This window comes from Sphingobacterium athyrii (assembly GCF_003071065.1).
Lineage (GTDB): Bacteria > Bacteroidota > Bacteroidia > Sphingobacteriales > Sphingobacteriaceae > Sphingobacterium > Sphingobacterium athyrii.
Window position 1 is genome coordinate 609,174 of the sequence record NZ_QCXX01000002.1, and the last position, 17,708, is coordinate 626,881.

At 35.0% G+C, this 17,708-nt stretch carries 19 protein-coding genes; 14 read left to right on the plus strand and 5 right to left on the minus strand.

All coding sequences use genetic code 11. The features are described from left to right. Positions 1 to 78 precede the first annotated feature (78 nt). Positions 79 to 2,466: a TonB-dependent receptor gene (locus tag DCO56_RS09095; protein ID WP_108633421.1), complete on the plus strand. Its 2,388-nt coding sequence runs from the start codon at positions 79 to 81 to the stop codon at positions 2,464 to 2,466. A 502-nt stretch (positions 2,467 to 2,968) separates the two neighbouring features. Here the strand turns inward: DCO56_RS09095 and DCO56_RS09105 are convergent. The 4 genes from DCO56_RS09105 to DCO56_RS09120 form a co-directional block, all read right to left on the minus strand. Further along, positions 2,969 to 3,169, minus strand: a complete 201-nt coding sequence (locus DCO56_RS09105; RefSeq protein WP_108633423.1) for a hypothetical protein — start codon at positions 3,167 to 3,169, stop codon at positions 2,969 to 2,971. Between the two features lie 326 nt (positions 3,170 to 3,495). Further along, positions 3,496 to 3,678: an NUDIX hydrolase gene (locus tag DCO56_RS09110; RefSeq protein WP_108633424.1), complete on the minus strand. Its 183-nt coding sequence runs from the start codon at positions 3,676 to 3,678 to the stop codon at positions 3,496 to 3,498. Between the two features lie 26 nt (positions 3,679 to 3,704). Further along, positions 3,705 to 4,202, minus strand: a complete 498-nt coding sequence (locus tag DCO56_RS09115; protein WP_108633425.1) for a hypothetical protein — start codon at positions 4,200 to 4,202, stop codon at positions 3,705 to 3,707. An 18-nt stretch (positions 4,203 to 4,220) separates the two neighbouring features. Then, positions 4,221 to 4,688, minus strand: a complete 468-nt coding sequence (locus DCO56_RS09120) for a hypothetical protein (protein ID WP_108633426.1) — start codon at positions 4,686 to 4,688, stop codon at positions 4,221 to 4,223. A 722-nt stretch (positions 4,689 to 5,410) separates the two neighbouring features. Between DCO56_RS09120 and DCO56_RS09125 the strand changes: the two genes are divergently transcribed. From DCO56_RS09125 to DCO56_RS09155, 7 genes are all read left to right on the plus strand, one after another. Beyond that, entirely contained in the window at positions 5,411 to 5,737 is a 327-nt protein-coding gene (locus DCO56_RS09125) for a hypothetical protein (protein WP_108633427.1), read from the plus strand. A gap of 14 nt (positions 5,738 to 5,751) precedes the next feature. Further along, the gene (locus tag DCO56_RS09130; RefSeq protein WP_108633428.1) at positions 5,752 to 6,570 is read left to right on the plus strand and encodes a hypothetical protein; all 819 of its coding nucleotides are present in this window, start codon (positions 5,752 to 5,754) and stop codon (positions 6,568 to 6,570) included. A 14-nt stretch (positions 6,571 to 6,584) separates the two neighbouring features. Next, positions 6,585 to 7,403: a hypothetical protein gene (locus tag DCO56_RS09135; protein WP_146191008.1), complete on the plus strand. Its 819-nt coding sequence runs from the start codon at positions 6,585 to 6,587 to the stop codon at positions 7,401 to 7,403. A 370-nt stretch (positions 7,404 to 7,773) separates the two neighbouring features. Then, the gene (locus DCO56_RS09140) at positions 7,774 to 8,628 is read left to right on the plus strand and encodes a hypothetical protein (RefSeq protein ID WP_108633430.1); all 855 of its coding nucleotides are present in this window, start codon (positions 7,774 to 7,776) and stop codon (positions 8,626 to 8,628) included. Positions 8,629 to 8,639: 11 nt separating this feature from the next. Further along, a complete protein-coding gene (locus tag DCO56_RS09145; RefSeq protein WP_108633431.1) occupies positions 8,640 to 9,476 on the plus strand; it encodes a hypothetical protein in 837 nt (278 codons plus the stop codon). A 381-nt stretch (positions 9,477 to 9,857) separates the two neighbouring features. Next, on the plus strand, positions 9,858 to 10,088 hold the full coding sequence (locus DCO56_RS09150; RefSeq protein WP_108633432.1) for a hypothetical protein: 231 nt from the start codon (positions 9,858 to 9,860) through the stop codon (positions 10,086 to 10,088). 29 nt (positions 10,089 to 10,117) lie between these two features. Continuing rightward, entirely contained in the window at positions 10,118 to 10,648 is a 531-nt protein-coding gene (locus tag DCO56_RS09155) for a DUF6705 family protein (RefSeq protein WP_146191009.1), read from the plus strand. A 224-nt stretch (positions 10,649 to 10,872) separates the two neighbouring features. Here the strand turns inward: DCO56_RS09155 and DCO56_RS09160 are convergent, their stop codons facing one another. Continuing rightward, entirely contained in the window at positions 10,873 to 11,190 is a 318-nt protein-coding gene (locus tag DCO56_RS09160; RefSeq protein ID WP_245935803.1) for an NUDIX hydrolase, read from the minus strand. A 657-nt stretch (positions 11,191 to 11,847) separates the two neighbouring features. Between DCO56_RS09160 and DCO56_RS09165 the strand changes: the two genes are divergently transcribed. From DCO56_RS09165 to DCO56_RS09190, 6 genes are all read left to right on the plus strand, one after another. Beyond that, a complete protein-coding gene (locus DCO56_RS09165; RefSeq protein WP_108633434.1) occupies positions 11,848 to 12,543 on the plus strand; it encodes a LytR/AlgR family response regulator transcription factor in 696 nt (231 codons plus the stop codon). 275 nt (positions 12,544 to 12,818) lie between these two features. Then, positions 12,819 to 13,070 carry a hypothetical protein gene (locus DCO56_RS09170; RefSeq protein ID WP_104381308.1) on the plus strand — a complete coding sequence of 84 codons (252 nt, stop codon included), beginning with the start codon at positions 12,819 to 12,821 and terminating at the stop codon, positions 13,068 to 13,070. 61 nt (positions 13,071 to 13,131) lie between these two features. Beyond that, entirely contained in the window at positions 13,132 to 14,301 is a 1,170-nt protein-coding gene (locus DCO56_RS09175; protein WP_108633435.1) for a hypothetical protein, read from the plus strand. A 10-nt stretch (positions 14,302 to 14,311) separates the two neighbouring features. Then, positions 14,312 to 14,725: a DUF1573 domain-containing protein gene (locus tag DCO56_RS09180; RefSeq protein WP_108633436.1), complete on the plus strand. Its 414-nt coding sequence runs from the start codon at positions 14,312 to 14,314 to the stop codon at positions 14,723 to 14,725. 3 nt (positions 14,726 to 14,728) lie between these two features. Continuing rightward, the gene (lepB, locus tag DCO56_RS09185; protein WP_108633437.1) at positions 14,729 to 15,418 is read left to right on the plus strand and encodes a signal peptidase I; all 690 of its coding nucleotides are present in this window, start codon (positions 14,729 to 14,731) and stop codon (positions 15,416 to 15,418) included. A 37-nt stretch (positions 15,419 to 15,455) separates the two neighbouring features. Further along, a complete protein-coding gene (locus DCO56_RS09190; protein ID WP_108633438.1) occupies positions 15,456 to 17,294 on the plus strand; it encodes an O-antigen ligase family protein in 1,839 nt (612 codons plus the stop codon). Positions 17,295 to 17,708 lie beyond the last annotated feature (414 nt).

Genomic DNA, 17,708 nt, shown 5'->3' on the forward strand with positions numbered 1-17,708 from the left:
GCAAATTATTAATGCAACATAATTGCATTTAATGTTATCTTTTTTATTTTTGCAGCTCAAACAGGAATAGGCTACATTATGTTACGGTATCAGAAAGAAGTTTTTTTAGCATCTCTAGTGGTGTTAACTAGCGCAAAAACTGCGCATGCGCAGAGTAAACCAACAGTGGATACGCTGCGAAGCTATACGCTTCCCACCGCAGAGACAACAGGCTTTTTGCCAGGGCATGGGCAAAAGAAGAGGCTCGATCGAAATCAGCTAGATCGTATTCAGGCGCAAACGCTCGGTGAAACATTGAGTCATATTTCCGGGATACAAAACGCTTCTTTCGGTCCCAATTCTGGCATGCCCATGATACGCAGTCTCAGTGGTAGCAGGGTAGGTGTGCTTTCCAATGGTCTTTCGGTCAATGATTTGTCGGGAATCAGTCCTAACCTAAATCCCAATTTCGATATGGACAATCTACGCGAAATAGAATTGTACAAGGGTGCTGCTAGTGTGTTATTCGGAGGAAAGGCAATTGGTGGAGCGGTCAATGTTAAAGACAACACCATTCCTATGAATCGTCTGCCAAAGAAGATTGCAGGTCAGGCTAATGCGGAGTTAGGAACCAATAGTGACAATAGCCAGTCGCTGGCCTTCAATACAAACCTTGGAAAATACTGGGTGGGACATATTGGCGCAATGAGGCTCACACACGGGAATCTCAGGATCCCGGGCAATACAAAAGCAGCCATTGCTTATGATCCTAAGATCGATCATTTGACAGCCGCAATGGCACAGGTAAATGTCGATCGCGAGACGATTCGAAATCTGACCCTATATCCCTATTTAAGTCAGTTTGTGCTCGATAATATGGGCGATCCAAAGTGGGGTTTATCGGAGGCCGACCTGTATACCTTTGAAGATTATTCATTTATCAATGGTGCAAAAGTCCTAAATCCTCAAAATGACAAATATATCGCTGGACAGGATCCCAACACACCACTTTACACCGAAGTCGTACATGGAATTACAGATTATGTTCCTGTCAAACGCGGAGTGATGCCCAATAGTCATGCCGAGAGAAGCGCTGTCAATGCAGGTGCCAGCTATATCAGGGACAACTTTCGAGTAGGTCTGGGGCTTTACGCTCTTGAAAGCTATTATGGTATTCCTGGTTTTGCACAGCGCAATAAGCCTGTCCATAGCCACAGCACAGTTTGGACACCCATATATGAACCGATCAATACGCGCACTTATTCCTATGCCTGGCACTTAGAGTCTTCTTTTAAGCCAAAAACACCGTTGATCTCGGAGATTAAATTTAATTATAGAGGTGAGGTGTCGGACGACCGGGAGCTCCTGGGCAGGTACCGTGTCAATAAGTTCGATAGTGAGCGTCATGCGCTTCGATCGGAGATATCGCAACAGTTTTCCCGTTTTTGGTCTGGGACGAGTGGATTTGATTTTTCATTTGTAACCTTAAAGGGCGAGGGGGATCGGCGGTATATTCCCAATAATCTGAGCCGGGAAGGAGGGATCTTTACTTTGCAGACAATAGAACTTAATCCGGTTGCCCTTCATATGGGCTACCGGCATGACTGGGTTGCCCGACGTACTTTGAGCGATCCTACCTACCAGCGGAGCCGGGGGATGGCCGGGGGACAGCTTTCGGCCCGGGATTTTAGCTTAAACCACTTTTCGGGAGATATCATTTATTCTATTTTTGACATTGCCTATTTACAGGCTATATTTTCACACGCAGAACGAGCACCCGGTGTCAATGAACTTTATGCTGGGAACGACCATTTCGCGATTCTGGTAGAAGAAAATGGAGATGATCGACTTAACAAGGAAAGCTCAAATTCCTATGAGTTATCTGGAGGGATAAAATATGGTGGATTAAAACTGTCAGCGACTCATTACCGCAGCTTCTTTAGAAATTATCTGTATTTGGCCCATACAGGCATTTCCCGTTCTGGTGGTTTTTTGGTCAAGGAATGGCGTGCTTCAGACACCGAGATCCAGGGTTGGGAGTTGGAAGGAGGTTATATCTATGCATGGGCAGCCGATTGCCATCTCGCATTAAATGCGTTCGCCGATCTTGTCAAAAATATAAATACCTCAGATGATACTATGCGTAAATGGGCCGAAGGGGACTATATGCCCAACCTACCGACCAGTAGATATGGAATATCCGCGTTACTTCAATATAAAAAGTTTTTCGGGAACGCCAATTTCGACCGGTATCTGAAACAGCGTTATTTAGGTAAAAATATCAATATTGAACCACCTATGCAGGCCTATTCCTTGCTATCTGGTCAATTAGGTTACAAGATGAATCTAAAAAAATATGAATTTGTCTATTTTATTTCCGGAAATAATCTATTGAATGTTGAAGCACGTCCGCAAAATTCCATACTCAAATATCTAGCCCCACTACCGGGGCGTAATATTTCTATTGGATTAAAGCTATTGCTTTAAAGAAGGAAGGTGACGATCGATTCATTTAAGTCATTTACAATTGTGCCGCTCAATGCGATTATCTTATTATTGTAATTCCGGTTTCCAATTTCTAGGCATTTCTTTACAGAAATGAGTTCGGAAGACCAACCGACAATTTAATTGTTCGATCTGATATATTTCATTGCCCTCAGTAGCATACGAGTCACTATAATTCAATTCAGCATTTAGCTCTATAGCAAAAGTTTTTGTGAGATATTCTAATTCTTCCATTAAAAAGGCACTAAGACAGTTCGGATCTTTTCTATCTTATACTCTTTAGAATTTATAGATGCCACTAAGTACCTGTCTTTTGTTTCCTCCCTTGGGGAAAGAGAGTTACGATCGTTGTTGACTGAGTAGATTTCTATCCTGTCGTTGTCCGAATCTCTATTAAAAAACAAGTATCGACTTTCGTAAAAGTAGCCCGAGCCTACGTCTTTTTTAAACTTGCCACATATCCGGAATGAACTAGTAAAAGTGGTCAACCCTTCAGTAGTTCATATTCATCTGATGGAAAGTCATGTTTAGACCATTTTTTCTTATAACCCTCCAATCCTTCCTCATTTCGTATTCTGATCAAATTCTCCCTTACCAAGTTGACGTATTTACCGGTCTCCCTTTCGATGGAGCGCTGGGAAAAGCTACGTTCCAAAAACAGCAATATCTGTCTTATCTTCTGCATATTTAGAGATCTGTTTGCCATATTGTTAGGTCTAATACTAGGCCCAACTTAGCAATCTTTTTTTCTTAAATATCCAGTGGTGTACTTTGCCGCGGAATTATTGGTGCACTTTGTGTCGGAATGGCAGTCTTTCTAGAGCAGTTTAAAAGACCGTCAACTTATAATTAGGCTGCTAAAAAATTACACAAAAGTGGTGTATTTTGCAGCGGAATCACTGGTGTACTTTGGAGCGGAATGGTGGTGTAGTATAGTGCGGAATATGCATTCTTAAATAGTTTTAAAGCTAAATTATATCCGACTCTATATTATAATCTTTTTTAAATAGCTTATTTAATTGATGTATCGTATGCAATATTCTCCCTTACAATAGGCAGGTCAGCTTCTGCCAAGTCATAGTCAAGCAATTGATCTATCGCTACCCATATTGCCTGTGCATGCTCGAGCGCTTTTACTTCTCCAGACTGTAGGCTGCATATAAAAGGGTAGAGCTGCAGAGAAGACCGCGGCATATTTTACTGATAGCATTAAATAAAAATTAAGAGATTGCACGTGCCATGAATATTTTTGATAAAATCTTGTGATACAGAAAGTATTTGCCTTGAAGCGGTTTGTTTTCAAATAAGTACAAATTAATCAGATCAAATTGAAATATACCCGATTCACATTCACCAAATACACCTGTATCAATTTGGATAGGAATAATTATTTTCTCATTCTCTTTTCCTAGTGATTTCAGGTCCATATAAAGAGATTCAAAGTCTATATTGTCTCGTATTCTTTGGACTTCTGCTATAAATTGAGGGTATGCACTGTCTGAAAAACGAAGTGATTTTATTTTTCCAGATTGATCAAAGGAAATGACCATCAGGGTCAATATAGGGATACATCTTTCCTGCAATTGAGCTGGATATTTGAAATTTCTAAGGAAAGAATTTTCAAACTTCTTGAAGTTATCTATTTTTCCCTTGTCCTGAGCGTAAACACTGTTGACCATGGCAAATATGATGATCAGTATGAATTTGATTGCTTTCATGATTTAATATTTTTTTGTTTACCACCATAAGGACAATGGATGCGCAAAAATAAACTCTCCGAAAGCCTGTTTTCCTTTAAAATTATATAGATGTTGAGATATTTTAGTTGTAGGATCTGAAAATTTGGGAGATGCACTTTGCATTTTAATCTCGATGGGAATCATGATGGGGATATCGCGGTTCCCCAAGTTAAAATCATCATACATTGCATTAAAATCTAATTTATCTTTGATCCTTAATACCTCTTTAATCATAAGCGGATGTGCACTATCAGAAAACTCTAAGTTGTATTGCTTTGCTTTGTGATCATACTGCACCTTTAATGTAAAGAATGATGGGAGAGCAGCTTTCTCCAACTCCTTTGGATACCTTAAGTGATAAGCAAAACTTGATTGTAATTTTGACCTATGTATATTTGCGTCTTGGCTGTAAACGATACTTTTAGTCCACATGAGTATTACAGCAATCATTATTAACTTCTTCATATTTATTGATATTTGGAATTGCAACATGTTTTGTTTTGTGCATTACTGAAGCAGGGAAGCAGAATCAAACTAATGAAAAGATATATACATCCGAAGGATAGTTTTTTAATACCTACTTTTTTTTCCATGTAATGTGGGTGCCTTCACCTTGTGCTCACTCTCTTATGGCATAAAGTGAATGGAGTTATATGTGTTAATGACCAATTGTAGTAGTACAATTTAAAAAGAATATATCACATCCCTGGTATTTTTCGATTGCAAATACCGACTTTTCGGTATCTTCCACATACCGCTTACATGCACCTTGTTTTACTAAGACAGCCACTGCCACCGCCATACTTTTGCTATACACATAAAAACAAAAGAATATGGCAAATCAATTTTTAGTGAAAGAGATTAAGAATTATTATTTGTGGCTATTTCTTTTGAAATATTGCTTTGATGTAAGAAAATTAAACGGATTTCGGGGGGGCGTATGGTAAATAAAGTAATATACATAATATAATTTCTGTGTCAATCTATTGAAACATGTTTAGAGATAAAATAATTCTTTCTTTATTTTGTTTTTGATATATTTATTGTAATTAAAGTATCTGTGCAATAATTTGCTTGATTAAGCGGTGTTGTAGTTCTATGTGAGATCGATTTTTTATTAATAGCTCCTTAAGAGGGTTATTTTTTTTCCGTAGCCAATTATATTAACGACTCCTACATCTTTTAATATGGGATTTAATCCGAACTTAATTCAAACTATTGATGTTAAAATGTGTCCTGCAGATATTGACGCGTTACGTAATGACCTGGAAAATATATCAAAAACAAATAGGAAGTACGAATGCCAACGTAGCTGTAATATGGTGACCGATAAAAGTACGGGTGAACGGTTTATTGCACATTCCGCTATAGTGGATGGTACGAATAAATACATGCAAAAATCAGACTATAGCATGCATGGAATAGCCACTTTTGAGGGATTTACTGACGGACATCTTCCTAGCGATTCAAACCTTTATTCTTACGAAATAGCATATTATAAATGTAATTTTTAATAATTTAAAAAGATATGAAAAGGTTTATCATTATTACATTTTATGTTATCCTTTTTCAATATTGTTTTGCTCAATCTATAACAGATATAGGTAGAATATATATAAACCAAAAGAATGGCGAATACAATACATTTCTAAAAAAAGACACACAGGTAGATAGTGTCATCGTTGTATACAAGGACCGTCTCCCTATTTCTTTGCGTTTTTATTATTTAGATAGTGTAAAACGCTCTATTGAAGATTTTTATTACCTAGATTTTCCGGGCGATCGTTACTTATTGAACTTAGCCTTCGGGAAATTTAATATTCCTGAATGTCCAAGAATAGCCTTAATACTACCACCATATAAAAAGGAAATCCTAAAACAAAGAAAAGTGGATACCCGTGCGACACTGTATCGTGACTCCGTTAAATATGAATCAATAATAACCGAAGCCGAAAAGGATCCTTCCTTTAGAGAGCCTACTATGGTAACATTTTCAGCGAATTATTACCAAGGAAGTAAAAAATTACAACAGGACTTTAGCGCTTTTATGGAGACTTTGGGGAAAAGTAAAATACCTGAAAATGGCAGTGTATTTCTATTCCAGGGTCTTGTAAAAGAGGATGGGAGCCTGAGCAGTGTTAAAACGATTATTGGTGATAATAGTATCTATGAGAATCTATTAAAAAAGTGGTTAGTCAATTTAGGAAAACCGTGGAAGTCTGCTACACAAGGTGGTCGGCACGTGAAAAGTAATATGGATATTTTTGTAGAGGTAAAGGGAGAAGATGCGGAAATTTCTACATGTGGTTATCACAGACGTCCTAAATCATATAAGAAAATAAACTAAAACTCCGCTTATATATGAGATTGATTTGTTCTCTTCTGCTTGTTTTTATTTGTTTTGTTTCAGTTTTAGCTCAAAATAAAGTTGATTTTAGAAACAAACATATTAAGGATAGTCTGACTGAAATATTTGCAAAGTATAACGATGTTAAGCGTATGCAAATTGTTGTTAGAAATGATTTGGCTGAAGCAGTTTACCTTGACGGGCCGATTGATAATGATGTATTGAAAGGCTCGAAAAACAACACTTATTTCTCGCTTAAATATCTTGGCGATCTATTTTTTTTGAAAAAGCAATATCCTCTAATCGAGAAATTGACAAAAAATAAAGAATTGATGAATTCTATTGATCGGCAGGACAGAAATTTTATTTTAACCGTGGAGGCCCAGTCAATTTCTATAAAGCCTCCCTTTGACGGGTCAGTCTTTTGTGGATTTAGATATTCATCTCAGTTGGAATTTCAAAAAAAACTAAATGCTAATTATAAGGAAACAATAGTTCCATCTGGTGATTCTATTCTGATTCTTCAAGCTATTGTAAACAGAGATGGTAGCCTTGGGAAAAAAATGCTATTGCATGGAGATGAAGACGATAAATTATATAGCTATATATGTGATAATTATCAGGACTACAATCAAGAAAACAAAGCTAATCTAAATACGAAGGGATTGTTTTTGCCATATCTCTCAGGAGGAACACCTTTTATCAGCATTATAGAGATCTTTGTGCGCTTAAATCCTGATAGGACATTTAGCGTCAGTGGAAGTGGTAGAGAAAGAAAGCTTCGAATTAAGGATTATAAAGAAGATCCGAACGATCCTCTGATGCTATTTTAATGGTATTACAGAGCATTATAAAGTCTGAAAAGCAATTTTGGAGTAAACGGAGTCAATAAACCTAAAATTTAAATTAATATGAGAAGAGAACTTAAATTAGCTTTTGACGAGCTCGAAAAGGAATTACTTGTGATACCTCCAGTGCTACAGGTGGAGCTATACATGCTGGTAAGATAGCGGCTGACGGAACTTATAGTGCAAAAGGTGGCGGTAGTGATTTCCCGTTAAGAACAGGGATGACAGAAAATGAGTTTTTTAAGCCTTGGGAACCTAAATATAATCCAATTACAGGCCAAATGGAGCAAATTGATTATAGACCACAAGATCCGAACAATGTAGTGTATTATAAGAAAAATAATTAGATAAGCCTATGTTTGATAAACTCATTTTCATTTTACTGCTTACTTTTTGTACAACCACGTTTGCGCAGAATGTAATAAAACCTCAAGAAGGGAAATATTTAAAATTAACTTTTCCAAACAAAAGCAACTTTGTTGACAGTCATATTTTGAGTATACATTATGGCTTTGATGCTGATACGATGTCTCAGGTCATTGTAAAACCTGTTGAGGATGAAACCTACATGAACCGCGAGTTTTTAAAAGGCAGCATGAAACAACGTTTCAAGTATTTTGACTTGAGTTTTGAAGGCGATCGCTTAGTTTTTAAGAATAACTACAGTAGTATTGAAGTTCCATTAATTCCAAGATTACAGTTTCTAGATAAGCGAGGTAAGTTAAGTCCTGAATGTAGTTACAAGTTAATTTCGATTGGTGTATTTAAGGACAGTAGTGTATTTTTCTTTAGCGCAGACTCCCATCCAGAACCTATGTTTTGGGGGCAGCCCGCGAAATTCAAGGGAGAGTTAAGGTCGTTGGAAACTCAGATTTCACAAAAGTTGGCTGATCTTAATGTAAAAACAAATCTTGATTCAATTATTGTTTTTCGGGCTACAGTAATAGCAGGAGAGTCTCGTAATCAGGATAAATTACAAATTGATGAATTAATTTATGGGGAAGAAACGTATTTCTCTGATATTGTACGCAAGGTTTTAAATGATACAAATAATAAATCCAGCATGCCAAGTTCTTCAAATTGGATCGCGGCAACTAATGCTAGCGCAAGGCCGCAAACAACACGTATCAAAATTTTTGCTTGGTTAAAACCTAATGGACAGGTCGAATTAAAACTTCCATCCAAATTGCAAAATTGGTCTGGAGATTAAGTTAAAAAAAGATGAAACTTTTATTTTTGCTATTACTATTTTTTTGCTCTGTTATAGAAAACAGTTGTGCCCAATCCGCTTTTAAAGATTCTTCGGATGAGAAGAAGGTACAGGCAATTTTCAATACCTATAAAAATATTGATTCCTTAAATGTTGTGTTTTTTAATAATATTCCATCACTTCTTTATGTCGATGAACCATTGGAGGCCGAATTAGCCGACACGGGAAATAAAAAGAAGCTAACAATATATTACCTGAATTTTGAGGGCGATCAATTTTGGCTAAGGAAAAAGTATAATCTTCTAAACGAGTTTGTTTCTCAGAAGGACTTTATTTTTAAAGTTGAGCATCCGGGACAAGGTAAAGAGTTCAGAATATTGCTAACTCGCAAAGGCTCTAAAGTTGTTGATAGAGCCTACAGTTCTGCTTCCGGCCCAGGTGCAGTATTAAATTCTAAAAGGAAGCAAGACTTTATCAGGCTTTTAAATCAAAATTATACAACTAAAAAGGTTCCGGCGGCAGATTCGATATTGATTATCCAGTTTGCCACGACACGGGATGGCACTTTGGGCCAATATGAAATTCTATATGGGCACAAGGGATCGTCGCTCTACAAAAATTTCTTAAAGACATATGCTGAATTTAATTCCACATTGCCCAAAGAAAGATATCCCGCTACCAAAGGACTTGTCCTACCAAAAATGCAAAATGGAGAAAGAGTTGGTCTGATTGATTTTTTTATCCGGCTTAATCCAGATCGAACATTTACTGTTTCGGCACAAGGAAACGATAGAGATCTAAAAATTAAGGATTTTAAAAACGATCCTGATAATCCACTTTTCTTATAGATTATTGATAGGCGGTAAATAAGTAATGGACATAAAAGCAGGTTTTTTATGATCAATTTGTTTTTTATAGATTATTACAGGCAAGATAATGGCGAGCTTACCACCTTCGAGAAAGAATTGACGTCTAGGGTGAGGATCGCAGGCAACCGAGATTTTAATAAAGTTCTAAAACGAATGGTTAAAGGCTGGTAGCGAATTACTTTTACGGGTAATTTGGAGCAGAAAAAGTTGGTGGACTTTTATAAAATGGCATCCAGATCCTGGGCCAGATGACGGAGGCAGTGTGATTGAAGCCGGCAGTATTAAACTTTAGGTGTTACTACCAATCAAGGAACGGAATATTTATTGAAAATTTCTAATCAAAGTCAATTTTCAAGCTTTATGTCAAATTTAAATGACGCCACATATTTTAATAATTGGTCTAATAGCTATTTTAACAATGCGCAAAATTATCAAACAATTAATGGGATGAGTGAGGTCAACGCTTATGAAAGATCATTTCTTGAAAGTATTCAGGGTAATGGAATGCAGCTATTTAAAAAGGATTTTTCAAATGGAAATTATAATCTTATCAAAGTGTCCAACGGAGTTATCATACCCGATCCATGTTAAATTCAATAAAAAAGATAAAAAAAATAAAAATGAAAAAAGGAGCAATTTTATTTATGATGATTTTAATCACAGGCTTTGGTTTCGCACAATCTAAAGATAATAGAAATGAATCAGGTAGGCACCTAAAGCCAGCTGGGTTAAACAAATTTTACGGTACTTGGAAGTATGAGGGGCAAGGTGATGTGTTTACCATAGTCTTAACAAAAGACGAATACTATAACAAAAATAGTGGTGATAAATTGGATTTCGCAGTGGGTTACCATTCCTATAAAAGAGATGGTGTAATGATTGATGGTTATGATGCTGGTGGTAATAATACCATAACTACGGGTTCTTTTGATAAAAAAGTAAATAATGAAAATATATTGTCTTTTCGATTTAGAGAAACTAAAAATCGCGTCAATGCTCGAGGAACCTTAACCTATGTGAAAGGGAACCCTGATAAACTAATCTTTAAACTTATATTAGCAGAAGGTGGGGGAATGATAAGTATAGATGGAAAAGGTAGCCAATATAAACTTCATGTTCCTAATAATATTGAGTTGAAAAGAGTTAAATAGAAAAAAATAATATACAGTGCGCGAGTTTACGCTTAGGTAACTCTTTCATAAAATCAATGTTTTGAACAACATTTTCGATAAAATGAACAATAGCTGTTTCAGATAACCTGCTTATCTTTATAGCTAGAAAACCACGCGTTGGTTTCAAGACTAATAGCATCGACCAAGTAGCCAAATTGCTTCCCTCTGCCGGTTAGGGGGAAGCTCTTTTTGTTTTAGCGCTTTTATGTACGCAGATAGCTGCTATTATTATTTGATGTAGCGTAAGCGATATACTCGTTTACAATAGGCAGGTCAGCTTCTGCCCAGTCATAGTCAAGCAATTGATCTATCGCTACCCATATTGCCTGGGCATGCTCCAGCGCTTTTACTTCTCCAGATTGTAGGCTGCAGACAAAAGGGTAGAGCTGCAGCGAAAAGTCAGCATAGTGATGCTCGACCATCGTGAGCGCTTTGCGTATGGTGATATCAATATTGATCTCCTCTTTGATTTCTCTGTGTAGGCAGTCCTTCTTTAGATTCTCCGGTTTCGATCTTCCCACCCGGGAATTCCCATTTCAATGGCAGTTTCATCGAGGCAGACCGTTGGCAGATCAGTATTTTATTGGCGTGCTCTGAATGTCAAATTGGTCGCTGATAGAGCTAGTGGACAATAAGCTTAACCTATTTTTGATGCTAAAAAGCTTTGCTTTGATTGAAAGAGGAAGACTTTTTTGATTTGGGGTATCTGCAGTATCGGAGTACTATTTTAACAGTTTAAAGAAATAAATTTGGGATTTTATCTGTAGTATGTTATTATTTTCTCAATATTTATACAAATCGTCTCAATATAGTTTAATGCTTGTTAATGGGATATATTTTTTGTTTTATTTGTGCTATTTTCATATAATAAAGAAATGTGAAATAAAATTTACAAATAAATTAATGCTATTTAATCAATTGTTAGCTGTGTTTGTTTAGCGTGTTAAAGAGTTAAATTACCGTGTCAATTTTCCTGTAATATTTGGAAATATATTTTAATAAATCATTTGATATTGCATAAAGTTTGTTTTGAACAAAAATCAGCAACTGACCAACAGTATATATCTCAGGACTATAATTAAAGGTGTAGGGTGGCTTTCAGTTAAATTAACGGACACAGGGTATCTATTTTGGAGTTTCTGTTTGGCGCATGAGTATGTATTATAAATATTTTCGAAATGTATAAAATTAATGTGATAATTATAGAGGATGAATTTCTCGCGCTAAAGAGATTAGAAAGTATGGTGGCAAGGATTGAGTGTCTAACACTATCAGGAAGTTATGAAGATCTAATACACGCAAAGGAAGCTTTAGAATCAGGGAACGTAAATTTAATGATCTCGAATATTCAGGCACCAGGAAGTGATACTCTAACATTTTTGAGATCAATATCCAACCCCCCCTTCGTAATATTTGTTACCGATCACCGTGAGTTCGCAGTTGATGGCTATGAACTCGATGTAGTAGATTATATTCTCAAACCATTATTAACGCCTGAACGGTTCGAAAAAGCTATAAGCAAGGTCCGAAATTTGATCATTTCCCAACAGCAGAAGCAATTGAATCAAATTCTCAAATTTAAAGATGGGCACAAATCAATCTTTATCAATTCTGATCATATATTCTATATCAAAGCAATGGGAGACTATGCTCAGATTATTACAAAAGATGAAAACCATACAGTTTCTACAACGCTTAAGGATCTTGAAAAACGGCTAAACGAGAATAGATTTATAAGGATCCATAAATCTCATATTGTCAATGTAAACCAAATAAAGAGCGTTGAAGCTATTCAAGTGAGCTTAAAAAATAATTTCAAATTAGATATCGGTCTTAAATATAGGGCTAATTTATACAGTATAATGGGCTTATAAGAGTCTACTGAAGTGGTACTATTGTATGAAGTGATTTATTACTGTTATTTCGAAAAAATATAAACCACTTCTGTTTTATATGTTCTTGGAGGTAAACTCTTGTTTGGATAAATCGTTTTTTATCTTCTTTGTCTTGATAATAATACAAAAATACTATTTAAACCCAAAAAATATCTATTTCATCGAAAATTATTGGCATTATTGAGTTTGTAAAAAAACATAACGTTATATTAGAGTAGTTAATATTTATTAATTCAATTTAAAATCATTTTATTATGAACAAAAGAAAAATTATGAAAGCGGTTTTAGGAAGCCTTGCTGCAGTTACAATGTGTGTTGGATTTGCACAAAGTAATACACTTAAAAGTTCGTTGAGTCCGAAAGTTGCGCGTGCGGCATTTGACGTTAGCTGTTACTGTGCTTTTTGGGGTGGTAATAATAACTGCGCCGCAAATAATGGAGGAAGTCAATGTGCTCCTGCAGGATCGTCAAGTTGTTCTTCTTACAATTCTAATTGTGAAGGTTAAGATTTTGAACTAATTCGAAGGTAAGAGGTGATTTAATTATTACCTCTTATTTTATTATGAAATGAAAAAGATGCTAAAATATTCTATGAAACCCGTTGTTAAATTTTCAGTGCTTGCTGCTTCTATTTGTTTTTACTCTTGTAAGTCTGAAAAGAAGTCGGACTATTCAACTGCAAAAAACAAGAGTGAAAAATTAATAAAATTTAATGACGTTGCTATTGATTCTATTCAATTGGACTCGATCAATACATCATATGTTGGAGAAATATATATTAAGGATAATTCTTTATATTTTTTAGATTCCAGATTCTGTTTCCTCCATGAATTTCAGAAAGATGGAAGCATTGTTCATTCATATATTGGACAAGGAAGTGGAAAAAATGAGCTTCCAGTGAAAAACGTGACCTTCTTTTCATTCCTTCCCAACGGAGGCTCATTTTTTATGGGTACGGGATATGACTGTTATATATTTAACGAAAAATTTGAAAGGATAAATGATTATGCAGTCAATTGGCGTCCAACGCATACATACGAAGAGCTTTTAGACAAACCAGATCCATCATTACCCGAAATGTACTCACTAGTGTACGGAGGAAAAGTAAGAGCACACGGTGATGATCTCATCTTTCCGATTGTATCTCAACACCAAGCCTATAATCCAACATTGAAGACTTACGCGGCAGAAGCCCGGATTTTTGCTAGTATGTCCTTAAAAAACGGATATATTAAGGATATATATGGCGGATTCCCTCCATTCTTTTCAAAAAATTTTGATTTCATGGTATTTGGATTCCCAATATTCGATATCGATCAAAAGAATAATTATAAAGTTTCTTTTGGTGCGGATAGCCTTATTTATGATATCGACGATAACATGAATGTTAAAAAATCTTTTGGGTTTCAAGGGAGAAATATGAAGACAGAATTTAAGAATACTTCAGATATGGAACTATTTAATTCTAATTTTCATGAACAGTCAAAGTTAAATGGCCATTACACTTTCCTAGAATTTTTTGAAAATAAAGATCTTTTATTTAGGGGATATAGCAAAGGGATTGGCGAAGCTAGTGACGGACTTCAGATTTACAAAGACAATACACTCATTGCAGATATAGATGTTCCTAAAGGGTTTCGAATGTCTGGAATAATTGATAACGAAGTTTATTCCAACGCTTTCATTGACCAGTCAAAAAATGCCATTAAGATTTATAAATTCAAATTAACCAATTAAGCCACATAAAATGAAATTTTTAGTTCTAGTTGTAGCTACATTTTTTTTATTTTCTTGCGTACAGAATAGTCAAAAGTCAGAAGCAGATACTATTCAAAATATTAATACACAATCTAACGCTGAGATTCAATTTGATAAGGAGAAGGTCGATTTTGGAATAATACCACAAGATACATTAGTAACGGCATTATATCAAATCAAAAACATAGGTAGCGATACTTTAAAAATCACAGATATACAACCCGATTGTAGCTGTACGAGTTTCTATGTCTCGAAGTTTAAAATTGCACCTAATGATACAGCGTCGGTGAAGCTAAACATAAATACCTTCCATAAGCATGGTAACATTGAGCAGTATACAGTATTAGTGACAAACACTAAAAAGAAATTTTATTCATTAAAAAATACTGCAATCGTGAATTAGCTCATGAATAAAAAAAAGTACTTCATTTTTTTGGGGCTATGTGTGGTTTTTGCTTTTTTCATAATAAGCATAGTATATGCGAGAATTGATTATTACATCGTGTCAACTGAATCTATGCTACCCACTATAAAACCCGGTGATTACATTTTGGTAAAGGAATTTAATCGCGATTCAGACACGATCAGCGATAATTCTTTATTGAAAAACAGAATTTTGGTAATAAAAAGGCCTGTTACTGAAGACACACTCATTTCGAAGCGAGTTGAATTAGATGTTTTCGTAAAGCGTTGCTATGGAATACCTGGAGACACGGTTAAGATTTTAAGAAAAGACCTTAGTCACAAAGTCAGGAACTTACAAGGTCGATTCAATAAAAATATATTTCCGCACGATACTATTATCCGTTGGTCAGTTCATCAATTTGGTCCGCTTTGGGTACCAAAGAAAGGTGGGAAAATTTTATTAAATCCGAAAAACCTTGCGTTGTATAGTTCCATAATGAAATATGAAGGAAATTCAGTTAGCCGCAGTAGGGGAAAGTACCTTTTAAATGGCGAGTATGTTAATCATTATACGTTTAAAAATAATTACTATTTTTTTCTTGGTGACAATTTTTATTCCTCCGAAGATTCTAGATTCTGGGGTCTCGTTCCAGAAATAAACCTGATAGGTAAAGTGATTAAAATTATCTAAAATGTATCTATAATCAATCAATATTTATTCTGTCATTATGTTGAAACAATATTCAAATTCAGTTTTATTGAATCTCAGATATATTATTGCTCCTACATTGGTACTTTATTCGTTAGTACTCTCTTTTTCAAGCCAAGGCGATTTTTATCTTAATTCGGAAAAAGTGATTAATGCAACACTTTCAATAGTAGTGTGTATAATTACAATTGCAATTCAACTCACATTTAAGGGGCTTCAAAAGTTCCACCTGCCTAAAGTGAGTGTAGTAGACATAATGGTGGCGACATGGGCATTATACTTAACAATCGGAGTAGTATACTTTGATATAATACATAATGATAAATTCTATACACTTTCGCTCGCCGTTTTATTTTATTTTCTTGTGAGGATCATAATTCCCTCTTGTAGAAAAATAAAATACCAAGGGATTTTAAATCGTGCGCTTACCTTGTTGTCTTTATTTCAACTGATCATAGTGCTGCTACAATATCTGGGATATTTTCCTGTTTATGACGATAATTTTAAGGTTACAGGAACTTTTAAAAATCCAGCGCCTTTAGCATTGTTCCTTTGTGCTATTTTTCCTGTCTCTTTATCAGCTTTACTTTATACGAATGATAGTTCCTTAAAAACACTTTCGATTGTTAACGTTCTTTTTACTGCTGGAGTTTTGTTTCTCACCCAGAATAGAGCATCTCTTATAACTGTCTTAGTGATATCATCAATAATGATTTTTCATCGTTATCAATTTGCCGATAAGCTGAGGGATATCGGAAGACGAACCTACCTAATAGTATTACCGGTAAGTCTCACCGTGGTTATAGCCCTATTTTTTTATTTGATTAAATATAAAGTTGCTTCTTCTGATGGCCGACTATTAATATGGAAGATATCATCCAATATAATTTCTCGAAACCCGTTTTTCGGAACAGGTTATGGTTCGTTTAAGCTCAATTATACCAAGTGGCAGGTAGCATATTTTGAAAAATATCCACAATTTTTAAATGAAAAATATTTGAGTGATCTACGTGTAAGAGATATTGCTGGATATGTTAAAATATCATATAATGAATATTTGGAAATGATTTTGGAGCAAGGAATAATAGGCTTCCTCATTTTTATTATTATACTATCAATTGTTATTCTGAGATATATAAAAAGTGATAAGGGCAGCGAAACCTTGGGTTATTTTTTTTCGATAATTTCCATTTTAATAACAGGATTATTTTCCTATCCCTTCTATTCTTTACCGACCCTTTTTCTATTTACATTTTTATTAGCGATTGTCATAGCCAACAGTGATTATAAAGAAATTAAACTAAATCGCTTTTTTTCGTTATCTACTGTTTTCCTGCTCATCGGGGTTGGCGTCTTTTTATGCTCAAGAGCATTCCAAATGCGAAAGGATCAAATCAGCTTGTTGGAAGCTGAAACTTTACTAGTCAACAATGATCCGATAAAAGCAGAAATTATATTTGAGAAGCTAGCGGATTCTCAATCTGGTAACCCAGATTACCTTCTGAATTATGGCAAATGTCTATTATTAAATAAAAAGCTAACTAAGGCTAAGCATATTTTTATAGCTGCTCTTTCGTTCGACTATAACCCTATGGTTCATATAAATTTAGGAAATCTTTATAAAGAAGAGGGAAATATTGACAAGAGTGACTTTTTCTATAAGAAGGCAATGCTTATCAACCCTTCCCATCTTTATCCAAAATACCTACGTTTTAAGTTGTATTACGATAATAATTTAGAGGACGAAAGCAGAAAAATCGCAAGAGAAATTATGCATTCAAAAATTAAAATTAGAACAAGCCTCACAGAAGAGATTTTGAAAGAAGTTAATCGGTATTTAAGAACACCCCGACATTAAGCAACAGATTTTTTAAATTTTAATAATTTTTTTAAAAATAGGGTAACCGATATTTATTTCTTGCGTCTAACAAGAAAAGCAAGATTAAAAATTTAGATTATGAACTTTCAACAGTTAATTTGGATCGCAGTTGCGATAAGTGTACTCATTTCAATTTTCGGAGTCAGGTATCTGAAACATAGGGAAAACATGTTTCTTATCCGCAGAAATCAATATTTAAAACAAGAACCTAATATATCTGGATATTTTTCAAGTGGGTTAATTTTATTGGGGATATGTATTGGTGTTATAGTTGGCTTGATTTTAAGACCATACATAAATGTCGAAATTATACCTGGCGCATTGTTATATATTTTGTGCGTATCATTTTTCTGCGGAATCGCTCTTTTAATTATATACTATTATTTTAAAAGT